Source organism: Xenorhabdus sp. SGI240 (assembly GCF_040081915.1).
Taxonomy (GTDB): Bacteria; Pseudomonadota; Gammaproteobacteria; order Enterobacterales; family Enterobacteriaceae; genus Xenorhabdus; species Xenorhabdus bakwenae.
The window spans coordinates 1-11,052 of sequence record NZ_JBEBMB010000119.1 but is presented as its reverse complement, the minus strand read 5'-3'; the positions used below and the strand labels follow the sequence as shown (position 1 = coordinate 11,052).

Below are 11,052 nucleotides of genomic sequence, written 5' to 3'. Positions count from 1 at the left end.
GTGCCCAGCACTTCTCGATAGTAAATTGTCCGGCGAGTTGACCAATCACGGTTTCAATTAAACGGTCGCGGTAGGAATAGCCGTTACCGGCTACCCCCCGCACAGATCCGGACGTGCGCTACTAACGCATCCGGCTCCTACCTTGGGTGTTTGACGTAAAAGCGTTGCAAAGGATAAGGATGCACTATTCGAGGAGACGGGATTGATGTGATGTGATGGACGCCCCCTTTTTCAGTAGAAAACAGTGCCATCTTTTCTCCGATGTACTGAATTGCGGGAGAACATCTCATGAATACGATCAAAGTCGTTGGCATTGACCTCGCCAAAAACGTTTTTCAAATCTGTGTCTGGATGGAAGACGGTTCTGTTGCTGCGAACCGAAAAGTCTCACGACAAAAATTACTGGATGCCATACGGACTTTTCCACCGGGAACCTTCATTGCCATGGAAGCCTGCGCGACTTCCCATTATTGGGGCCGGACATTGCAGGCTATGGGTTATCATGTTCAACTTATTCCCACCCAGCATGTCAAAGCGTTTAGTCATCATCAAAAAAATGATGCTAATGATGCACTGGCTATCTGCGAAACAGCCTGTCGGCCCGGTCTCCATTTTGTTCCCATCAAAACCGTAGAGCAGCAAGATATCAAGGCGTTGCGCAGTGCCCGGCAGCTTATGGTGGAACAACGTACCGCCCTCGCCAACCAAATCCGGGCTTTTCTTGCCGAACAGGGATTCGTAGTGCCTGCGGGTATTCAGAAACTGCAGCAATATCTGCCTGACATTCTGGAAGACAGTGATAATACTCTATCCGGTGTGCTGCGCCGTTTATTACATACACTGTGGGGATCACTGCAGGATTTGAACATCGGCATGCATGAAATGGATAACGAAATTGCAGCACTGGCTCGTCAGCAAACGGGTTATGAACATTTACTGACCATTCCCGGTGTCGGTCCCCTTATTGCCGCTGCTTTCGTGAGTGAAGTCAGTTCACTCCAATTTGCCAATGGCCGGCAACTTTCAGCCTGGTGTGGCCTGGTTCCCCCGACAACATAGTTCCGGAGGAAAGAGTCGGCTCTCCTCCCTGAGCAAACATGGAAACCGTCATCTTCGAACGTTAATTATTCACGGTGCCCGTGCAGTGATGCGCTGTGTTCAAAAACGGCATGACCGTTTAGGGGAGTGGCTGAAGACATTGATTGCCCGATGCGGATTTCTGAAAGCGACGGTGGCGTTAGCTAACAAACTGACCCGGATTATCTGGCGTGTTTTGAAGGAGGGCGTGGATTTTAATATGCAGAAAGCTTTTTGATCCATTAATTGAGTAAGTGAGTCAAAACAGACGCATTATCGAGTTTGCAAACATTGATGAGAAAACGGCTACCGTCCCTGTCATAACCTGAATTGGACCAAGGTAGTGACATACCGATGCATGTGATAAGGAAACAGGGCGCGGATGACATCATGGCACGGGCAAGTGAGTCCATAACGATGCCGGATATATGGTCGCAAACCGTTCTATTCAATGCTTGCACAGCCGGGAGCGTCCATATATGGTCCAATGATTTTGGTCACCGTTATAGAGGTGATATTCTCACTTCAACACGCAAAATAGGTGACATGATGAAAAGACGTTTCAGCCCCGAATTTAAACTGGAATCTGCCCAGCTAGTCCTTGACCAGCATTACAGCATAAGAGAAGCGGCGAAGGCGATGAATGTGAGTAAATCGGCAATGGAATCTTGGGTTCGCCAGTTAAAACAGGAGCGACAAGGCCAATCACCCAAAGCCTCACCCATCACGCCGGAGCAAATTGAAATACGCGAACTGAAGAAGAAACTGCAACGCCTTGAAATGGAAAACGATGTATTAAAAAAAGCCTCAGCACTCTTGATGTCGGACTACATGAACAGTTCTCGTTAATCGAGCAATTCAGAGTGCATTATCCGGTGGCTTCTCTTTGCCAACTGTTCGGGGTTCATCGCAGTAGTTATCAGGCCTGGCACAAGCGAATCAAGCGGCCAGACTCTGCTCGCGTAACGCTAAAAAGCCGGGTTCGTGAAGCCTTTAACAAAAGTCACGGTTCTGCCGGAGCACGAACGATTGCCTCGATAGTTACCCGTGAGGGGATCCCATTAGGCCGATAGCGGGCCGGAAAACTCATGGCTGAACTCGGGCTGGTCAGTCGTCAACAACCCAAACATCGGTATTCACGAAAGGAGCAGGAACATGTTGATATTCCAAACCATCTTGATCGCCAATTTGCTGTTACGGAACCTAATCAGGTTTGGTGTGGTGACATCACTTACATCTGGACAGGTCAACGTTGGGCGTATTTAGCGGTGGTTCTCGACTTATTTGCGCGTAAACCCGTCGGTTGTGCGATGTCATTTTCGCCCGACGCTGAGTTAACGAAGAAAGCCTTAACAATGGCATTTGAATCAAGAGGAAAGCCACAAGGTGTGATGTTTCACAGCGATCAGGGATGCCAGTATACCAGCAAAGCATTTAGGCGATTATTACAGCAATATGGTATCAAACAAAGCCTGAGCCGACGGGGAAACTGTTGGGATAACAGCCCAATGGAGCGGTTTTTCAGGAGCTTGAAAAGCGAATGGGTGCCTTTAGAGGGATATGCAAATTTTATGGCAGCCAGATATTCAATCACCCAGTATATAACAGGTTATTACAGTCAGCTTCGCCCTCACTGGTATAACAACGGATTAACCCCCAATGAATCAGAAAGATTATTTTGGGAAGCCTCTAAGTCAGTGACCAATTTTTATTGACCACTTCACCGCCCCTCATGTCGAACCTTAATGACGATACAGTCAAGATAAACAATAGGGTATAGGCCATCCAGCGGGCGATTTTGCCACTCAGTGACTTGCTCCAGTACGGCGTCAGTGACCTTTGAGATGAGCGTGGGCGATACATCCGCGTCGTACATTTCTTTGAAGGCGGCAGCAATTTCCCGGGTCGTCATCCCCTTGGCATACAGCGACAAGATCTGATTGTCCATGGCCGTGATCCGGGTTTGATGCTTCCTGACCAGTTGAGGCTCAAACACGCCTTCCTGATCACGGGGAATACGTAATTCCAAAGGGCCATCATTGCTCATGACCGTCTTTGATGAATAGCCATTGCGAGTATTGGTGCCTGTTTTGGTGCTATTTTTCTCGTGGCCGAGATGTTCAGTCAGTTCGGCATTCAAGGCGGTTTCAACGGTTAATTTTTTGAGCAAACGGGAAAGCTGACTGAGATCATCAGGGGTTTTGAGATTCTTAGCCAATTCAGTTGCAAGAGCCTGTAACTGTTTGTCGTCCATAAGTTCACCTTCTTTTGAGGGTTAATTAAACATATCAAAATCGGGCAATTACACAAATCTATGTACAGGCTCTTTTCAATCCGAATTTTTCCAGTCGCCGACTCAGTGATGCCTGACAGTTCAGTGCATCCTGCGGGTGCTGGAAGCCCAGTACCGCATCAGCCCTTACAGGGCTTGAAAATGTGATCGGTGACACGGATCGTTCATGAAGACTTGCGCGATCAGATTTTACAAAAAAGCCTGCAGTGAATGGGCCTTAGCAAAAATTATGGTTCTGTCGCCGAGTTAACAGAGTGCTCCACACTTTTTTACGCTCTCCGGAAGCAACGCTGCGGATACAATCGTTGAAACCTTCTCAAGCAGCGCATCAACCTCCACCAATATGCGCTCATCATTCAGCCGATTGAGAAACTCTACTTTACCCTTAGAAAAATCACGGCCGATAACGATCCGCAAAGGCAAACCGAGGATATCCGAATCTTTCAGTAGCTCTCCAGCCGAGCCTTTGCGGTCATCAACCAGTACTTCTACGCCTTTTTCGGCGAGTGACACCGCAAGTTTCAAGGCTTCAGGCTGCAACGCGGCTTTCAGCGCGACCAAATGAACATGGAACGGCGCAACTTGCAATGGCCAAATCAGCCCCGTTTGCGGATCGCTGTTCTGATCGACCAATGCGGCGATAACCCGCGTAGTGCCAATGCCATAGCACCCCATCTGGAAAGGACGGAAAGTCTGCGTGCTGTCATTGACGCCGGCGTTAAGCGCCCTGGAGTACTTGTCGCCCAGTTTGAAAATATGTCCGATTTCAACGCCGCGGCACTGTTTAAGCGGGATGCCGTCCGGCCCCAGTTCTCCCACTTTTGCCTCGCGAATATCAATGTACTCGGGTAAAGGAAAATCTCGGCCCGGCTTAACTGACAGCGCGAATTTGTTTGGCTCACCGGCTCCAGTCAGTAACGACATCAGCCCCTCAAGACTTTTATCGGCCACCATTTTAAGATCCGCGACAGCGCCGAATGGTCCAAGGAAAGCAGGTTTAGCCGCAATGAGGCTATTGATTTCAGCATCGTCGACCAGTACCGCTTCCAGGCCGCCAAACGCGTTCGCAAGTTTGACAAGACTCACAGCGCCATCACCTCGCATCAATACGGCAACGCGCTCTTTGCTGCCCGCATGGTGAATGTCATACAACGCCGTTTTCATCGTCGATGACGGAGAAAACCCATACTCCGCCGAGACTGCTTCCAGCGTGCGATGATTCGCTTCAACAATGCGTTTTTCCGCCTCCGGCACTCGGATCGGTTCAGCCGGCAGGGAGGCCGCCTTTTCCAAATTGGCCGCATAGGTATCATTGAACAGCAGCGTGTCTTCGCCGGCTTCGCTGATCGACATGAACTCTTCTGAACTGGCCCCGCCTATCGCGCCGCTGTCCGCCTGAACGGTAATGTAATTGAGGCCTAACCGCTCAAAAATAGCCTGGTACGCTTGACGCATCTTCTGATAAGAAACGTCCAATCCCGCTTCGTCGATGTCGAAACTATAGGCATCCATCATGATGAATTCACGGGTTCGCAGCAGACCGGAGCGCGGACGCACTTCATCGCGAAACTTCATATTTTGCTGGAACAAAATAAGCGGCAGCTGCGCTGAAGACACGATCATTTTCTTCGCCATGTCGCATACCGCTTCCTCCGCCGTAGGCGACAAACCGAACTCTCTTTCTTTGCGATCTGTCAGTTGGAACATCAATTTTTCGTGGCGATACACGTCCCAACGGCCCGACTGTTTCCAAAGCTCGGCGTTCTGAAGAATTGGCAGCCGGACCTGGCTGCCCCCTTCCTTGGTGATCTCTTCGGCAATCAACGCTGAAACTTTTTGCTCGACGCGATACATCAAGGGAGAAAAGTAAAAAATGCCGGCCGCATGCTGGAAAAGATAACCGCCTCGAAGCAACCAAGCGTGAGAAATTGAATCGACGCCAGCAGGCTTCTCTCGCGCCACACGGATCCCCATTTGCGACGCCAAAAGCACAGAGGCCATGTTTTCTCCTTTACTCAATTAATATATAATGTTTCAAGCTAGCATATTACTCGTCAGCAAGCCACCTGTACCGCTCCAGCATGGCCTGCAGCCAGGCTGACGAATACAACCACGATCGTCCGCATAGTTTTAATGGTGGACTTTCACCGGTTGAATATGAAAAGCAGTGGGAAGAGGCTAAAAATGTGTCCAGTATTTCTTGACCACTACATTTTTAGTGCATACGGAATTGCCTGACAAATCACTGTGCGTTAGCCTCCAATCACCCTGTTCATATACTGCTGCTAGGATAAAGGCAGTTTTCATGACATAGATTTTCAGGATGAAGTATCAGATTGAACAAGTGCCTTTGGATGTTCATTATATCGCCAATTTAACAAAGTGCCCCACGGTTTTTTATGGTCTCCTAAATGCGGTGGTGCTCTGGAACACGCTCTATATGCAGGAGGCTCTGTCACATCTTCGTAGTGCTGGTGAAAATCCGAGCAATGAAAATATAACCTGCCTATCTCCTTTGATGCACGGTCATATCAACATGCTAGGACACTATACTTTTATATTGTCAGAGGGAATTAGAAAAGGAGAATTGAGGCCACTAAATAATATTAATTTAAACAACGGATTATCTTCTTAACGTGGTTTTTTACATCATTGGACCTCAAACCCCTCAATAGGTTTACAAAAAGTATGCTCGCGCCCAGAGTTGCCGACAGAAGGGGATTTTGAAAAGTCATTTAGTGAAGGATTACAATAACACTAATAGTTTATTAGATAATTAAGTTATCAAGTTTAATTATTAATTTTATTATAAGATAAAGGAAAAGTAATTATTTCACATTAACAGAAATAATTATATATAATCATTATGTGTTTTAATTTAATTATAAATATATTCTTATTTTACATGCGGGGAAAAATGAATATTCATAGTAGAACACCAAATTTCGGCGATATTGATAGCATAGTAAAAATTCTTTCGGTAACATCTAATAATGGTGAATCTTTTGATAAGGATTTACATCTCTATTCATTGATAGAAAAACCTTGGGGATTTGAATATCGAGTTTATTGCGATTCAGTATTTGACGTCTGGAAGTTACATATATATCCACGAGAAAAAACCTCTATGCATTGCCATATCCAAAAAGATACTGTTCTTATTTGCTTAAGTGGTAGAGGTGTTACAAAATTTATTGATGGTGATGAATTGCAGATATCCACAGGCCAAGTAATTTATATAGAACGGGGTGTTTTTCACCAAACTATTTCTACAGGTAGTGGAGAACTTGAGTTGATTGAGGTGGAAAACCCCAGAAATAAGTTTGACTTACTGCGTTTATCAGATGATTATGGCCGAGCCATTCAATCATATGAAAAAAATAGTCTTAGTCATGACTTACTGTCCCCTCTTACGTTAATTTTACCAGGAACATATATTCGTTATTTTGACATGAAATCCAAGTTTTCTTTTTCTTTTGAAAAACTAGATCTTGATATATTAAATAGTGAGAATGTTTTATTTATTGTTAGTCTCAGCATTGATAGTCATCTGTTAGGGAAAATAAATATTTTTTTAAAAAAAGATGTCAAAATTCTTAATCATATTGGCCAAAAAGTATTAGTGATATCAGAGATAAATAAATAGAGGTGTGCGATATGTCAGATAAATTTAAAGTGGTTATTATTACTGGTCCAGGATTTCAAGATCATGACCTTATTTATAGTTATTATAGATCTATAGAAGAGGGGTATGATGTTTCTATTGCAACTAAAGATGGAGAATCTGTAATTGGGAAATATGGAATATCTGTACCTATGGATAAACGGGCAAAGAAAAATATTACATTTGACGACTTGATTGAAGATAAATTTGATCTCGTTATTCTTACAGGGGGACATGAGGCACCTGATCGAGTACGGCAGGATCAACGAGTAAAAAATTTTGTATTTAATATGGCTAATCAAGGAAAAGTAGTAGCAGGATTATGCCACGGTCCTTGGATTATGATTTCCGCAGGAATCATGAAAGATAAATTAGCCTGTGCTTACGTAGGGCTAAAAGATGATATGATTAATTCTGGAGCTAATGTTATTGAGGCTGATGTAGTTGTTGATAAAAACATAATCACATGTTCATATTATTCTGAGTGCGGAAGATTTATGAAAGAAACTGTTTCAGCTGTTAAAAGATGGAGTAAAGGAGAAAAATTAACAGAACCATTGGTGGTATGATATATGGTTATTGCACTTGATTTTGACGGGGTAATTGTCGATAGCATTGATGAATGCCTTCTGGTCTCTTGGAATGTCATTAATGGAAATGGGCATCAACAATTTAGTAAAGATACTTTGAAATCTATTCCACCAGATTTTATAAAATCATTTCGTAATTATAGATGTTATATGAGACATGATGGACATTTTATTGTCCCTTATTATTTAAAGGATAGTGATATAGAAACTAAGTCCAGTTTCGAAAAAATTTATTCAAAAATACCTCAGATCGATAAAGATAATTTCAGGAATATGTTTAGAGAATATAGAAATAATGTCCGTGATATTTATCCTGAAATATGGACTTCACTACATAAATTTCTTGTGGATATTAATGATATATTAAAAATTACAAATACTATAAGTATAGTCTCAGGAAAAGACCTAGGGTCTATACATTTTTTATTAAGAAGAATGGGTATTGAATTTCCAGCTTCAAAGATATATGGAGGAATGACTTCCAAATTTGAGTTATTAAAAACAATTCAAAATGAAGCCCGTATTCAAAAAAAATAATTCATTTTTATAGATGATAATTTAGATAATATCAAAGAAGCAATTAATAATGACATTCCTTCTATATGGGCTGAATGGGGCTATAATACTAAAGAACAATTTAGTGAAGCAAAACAGCTTAGGATATCTTCTTTAAAGAAAAAAGACTTAAAAGATTTCATCGAGATATTTCATTCATGAAATAGGATAAAATATGTTAAAAAATGTCAAAAAAGCTTTAATTATCGTGACATCACATGCCGCTTTAGGTGAAACGGGAAGGAAAACCGGATTTTATTATGAAGAACTTGCTACACCTTATTGGGAGTTTGTTAAAGCAGGATATTCTGTTGATATAGCTTCTATTAACGGAGGAATCGCACCCGCTGATCCTGGTAGTATAAAAAGCCCCGATAAGCAATCAAAATATGTAAATAATTTTCTTAATGATAAAAACTGTATGAATAAGATCAATACCACAAAATCTATTTTGGATATTGATCCTAAAAATTATCAGATAGTTTTTCTTCCTGGTGGTCACGGTACTATGTGGGATTTTGCTCAATCGGAGGATCTAGCGACATTACTTAGCAAGTGTTATCAAAATGGCGCGATACTTGGTTCTGTATGCCATGGCGTTGCTGGATTATTAAATGTAAACACTGTTGATGGTATTCCGATTGTCAAAAATAGGAGAGTTAACTCTTTTACTGCATCTGAAGAACAGGATGCAGGTTTATACGATGTAGTTCCTTTTATTCTTGAAACTGAATTGAAAAAACGTGGCGCACATTTTGAATGTGCAGATAATTTTGAGCCCTATGTAGTATCTGATGATCGTTTGGTAACTGGTCAAAACCCAGCATCATCTGGCTTAGTAGCTGCAGCTGTTCTTAAGGCAGCTAATCATTTTTATAATAATAAGGAGTAATGATATATGGCTAAAGAAATTCTTTGTGGGTTCGGTGTTGATGCAGTTGCTGGCTGGTTATCTTCATATGGTGGCGAAGATTCTCCAAGTGATATTTCACGCGGAATGTTTGCTGGTGAAATAGGTGTTCCTAGGCTTCTTAATTTATTTAAAAAATTTGATATCCCCACCACTTGGTTTATTCCTGGACATTCAATTGACACCTTCCCTGAACAAATGAAAATGGTTGTAGATGCTGGTCATGAAATTGGTATACACAATTATAGCCATGAAAATCCTATTGATATGACGCCTGAGCAAGAAAGGATTGTCTTACAAAAAAGTATTGATATGGTGACTAAATTATCTGGGAAAAAACCAACTGGATATGTAGCTCCTTGGTGGGAGTTTTCCCCATCAACTACCGATTTACTTTTAGAGCATGGTATCAAGTATGATCATTCTCTTATGCATAATGATCATCTACCATATTATGTGCGTAAAGGTGACTCTTGGACAAAAATTGATTATACCAAACATCCGGATGAATGGATGAAGCCGTTAATTCGAGGAAAAGAAACTGAGCTTATAGAGCTTCCAGCTAGTTGGACTGTAGATGATATACCTCCATTTATGTTTATGAAAAGTAAAGCAAATAGTCAGGGTTTTATGAATCCTCGTGATATTGAGCAACTATGGCGTGATCAGTTTGATTGGGTATATCGGGAAATGGAATATGGAATTTTTACATTTACTATTCATCCTGATGTCTCCGGTAGACCTCATGTATTGATGATGCTTGAAAGGCTCTTGACACACATGTTAGGACATCCTGGCGTAAAATTTATGACACTCAATGATATTGCGGACGATTTCAGAAAAAGAAACCCTCGGTAATTATGAACCCGGTGTATAAATATCTATACACCGGTTATGTCATATAGCGAATTTCATACTCTATTCAATTCGACACTCCTTCAAGATAGCTAAACCTATCGCTTCATTGAATTATAGGGTGTCCGTTTTAATTTGGGGGTATTACACAAAGTAACCTCGCAGTGCTAAATTAATTATATGCTCTTTAACATATAGTACTCTTGGGTGTCGTAATGCACTTTTATTCCATACAAGATAGAATTGATTTTCTGGAATGTTATCTTCATCATTTATTTTTACAATTTTTCCACTTTTTAATCCATTTTTACATAAATATTCAGGCATAACACTCCATCCGTTACTTTCACTTATAATTCGCTCAATGATTCTTAAATCAGAGATGGTAATTGTCGGTAAAATATTAGCATCAGTGCCAAATGCTAACTTATAATAATCTCTTATTAATGGTAATTGATTATTATAGGATATCAATGGATATCTTTCTAATATTTCTGGAGTGACTGTTCTTTTCTTTAATTCAGTAGCTATAGATGCTGATATCACTATGACAAGTTTTTCTTTTCCAATGATTTCAAATCCAAATTTATTTTCATCTGGGCGAGAAGTTGTAAATGCTAAATCGCTGTCTCCATCATTTAGGTTGGAATAAATTTTCTCTCTATCGCCGAAAGACAATTTAAATCTAAGCTGTTTATTTTTAATTGAGGATAAAATATTAGAAAATTTTGCCCATAAAAAATCTGCAGGACCAATAATCTTCACAACACCCTCAATTTTTTTCGATCTTCCTCGAAGAAGTGAAAGTTTAACTTCTATTGCATCTAAGTGAGTTGCGATTTGAAGTGCAAGGTCATCAGCCTCTGCAGTAGGTATAACCCCATGAGAACGACGAGTAAATAATATACTACCCATAAATGATTCGAGGGAATGTATATGTGTAGATACAGCGGGTTGGCTGATACCCAGTCTTGTTGCTGCTTTTGAAATTGAGCCGGATCTATAAACATCGAGAAAGCTACGTAATTGAATAAGATAACTCATAGACATTGATCCTTTTGGAAACAAAATTGAGCTAATTAATGAGATAAACGCGATGCTCGACTTT

At 41.6% G+C, this 11,052-nt stretch carries 8 protein-coding genes and 4 pseudogenes; 8 read left to right on the top strand and 4 right to left on the bottom strand.

What is annotated here, in order from left to right; all coding sequences use genetic code 11:
- Positions 1-288 precede the first annotated feature (288 nt).
- Positions 289-1,315: pseudogene (locus tag ABLA76_RS16765) on the top strand (IS110 family transposase).
- Between the two features lie 308 nt (positions 1,316-1,623).
- Positions 1,624-2,792 (top strand): annotated as a pseudogene (locus ABLA76_RS16760) (IS3 family transposase).
- A 20-nt stretch (positions 2,793-2,812) separates the two neighbouring features.
- Here the strand turns inward: ABLA76_RS16760 and ABLA76_RS16755 are convergent.
- From ABLA76_RS16755 to ABLA76_RS16745, 3 genes and pseudogenes are all read right to left on the bottom strand, one after another.
- Positions 2,813-3,331 (bottom strand): annotated as a pseudogene (locus tag ABLA76_RS16755) (transposase); the annotation flags it as partial.
- A gap of 58 nt (positions 3,332-3,389) precedes the next feature.
- The gene (locus ABLA76_RS16750; RefSeq protein ID WP_348988799.1) at positions 3,390-3,527 is read right to left on the bottom strand and encodes a hypothetical protein; all 138 of its coding nucleotides are present in this window, start codon (positions 3,525-3,527) and stop codon (positions 3,390-3,392) included.
- Positions 3,528-3,616: 89 nt separating this feature from the next.
- Positions 3,617-5,371: a proline--tRNA ligase gene (locus tag ABLA76_RS16745; protein ID WP_348988798.1), complete on the bottom strand. Its 1,755-nt coding sequence runs from the start codon at positions 5,369-5,371 to the stop codon at positions 3,617-3,619.
- A 400-nt stretch (positions 5,372-5,771) separates the two neighbouring features.
- On the opposite strand from ABLA76_RS16745, the pseudogene ABLA76_RS16740 reads away from it, so the two are divergent.
- The 6 genes and pseudogenes from ABLA76_RS16740 to ABLA76_RS16715 form a co-directional block, all read left to right on the top strand.
- A pseudogene (locus ABLA76_RS16740) lies at positions 5,772-6,005 on the top strand (Tn3 family transposase); the annotation flags it as partial.
- 282 nt (positions 6,006-6,287) lie between these two features.
- Positions 6,288-7,016, top strand: a complete 729-nt coding sequence (locus tag ABLA76_RS16735; protein WP_348988797.1) for a cupin domain-containing protein — start codon at positions 6,288-6,290, stop codon at positions 7,014-7,016.
- Between the two features lie 11 nt (positions 7,017-7,027).
- On the top strand, positions 7,028-7,603 hold the full coding sequence (locus ABLA76_RS16730; RefSeq protein ID WP_348988796.1) for a DJ-1/PfpI family protein: 576 nt from the start codon (positions 7,028-7,030) through the stop codon (positions 7,601-7,603).
- A 3-nt stretch (positions 7,604-7,606) separates the two neighbouring features.
- Positions 7,607-8,161: a hypothetical protein gene (locus ABLA76_RS16725; protein ID WP_348988795.1), complete on the top strand. Its 555-nt coding sequence runs from the start codon at positions 7,607-7,609 to the stop codon at positions 8,159-8,161.
- 193 nt (positions 8,162-8,354) lie between these two features.
- A complete protein-coding gene (locus tag ABLA76_RS16720) occupies positions 8,355-9,071 on the top strand; it encodes a type 1 glutamine amidotransferase domain-containing protein (protein ID WP_348988794.1) in 717 nt (238 codons plus the stop codon).
- Between the two features lie 6 nt (positions 9,072-9,077).
- Positions 9,078-9,947: a polysaccharide deacetylase gene (locus ABLA76_RS16715; protein ID WP_348988793.1), complete on the top strand. Its 870-nt coding sequence runs from the start codon at positions 9,078-9,080 to the stop codon at positions 9,945-9,947.
- 141 nt (positions 9,948-10,088) lie between these two features.
- On the opposite strand, the gene ABLA76_RS16710 is transcribed toward ABLA76_RS16715, so the two are convergent.
- On the bottom strand, positions 10,089-11,052 hold a 964-nt coding region (locus ABLA76_RS16710; protein ID WP_348988792.1), incomplete at its 5' end, for a LysR family transcriptional regulator.

Excerpts from the sequence above, each read along its gene's own strand:
- ABLA76_RS16715 (WP_348988793.1), top strand. The coding sequence starts at position 9,078 with ATGGCTAAAGAAATTCTTTGTGGGTTCGGTGTTGATGCAGTTGCTGGC.
- ABLA76_RS16730 (WP_348988796.1), top strand. The coding sequence starts at position 7,028 with ATGTCAGATAAATTTAAAGTGGTTATTATTACTGGTCCAGGATTTCAA.
- ABLA76_RS16725 (WP_348988795.1), top strand. The coding sequence starts at position 7,607 with ATGGTTATTGCACTTGATTTTGACGGGGTAATTGTCGATAGCATTGAT.
- ABLA76_RS16745 (WP_348988798.1), bottom strand. The coding sequence starts at position 5,371 with ATGGCCTCTGTGCTTTTGGCGTCGCAAATGGGGATCCGTGTGGCGCGA.
- ABLA76_RS16735 (WP_348988797.1), top strand. The coding sequence starts at position 6,288 with ATGAATATTCATAGTAGAACACCAAATTTCGGCGATATTGATAGCATA.
- ABLA76_RS16720 (WP_348988794.1), top strand. The coding sequence starts at position 8,355 with ATGTTAAAAAATGTCAAAAAAGCTTTAATTATCGTGACATCACATGCC.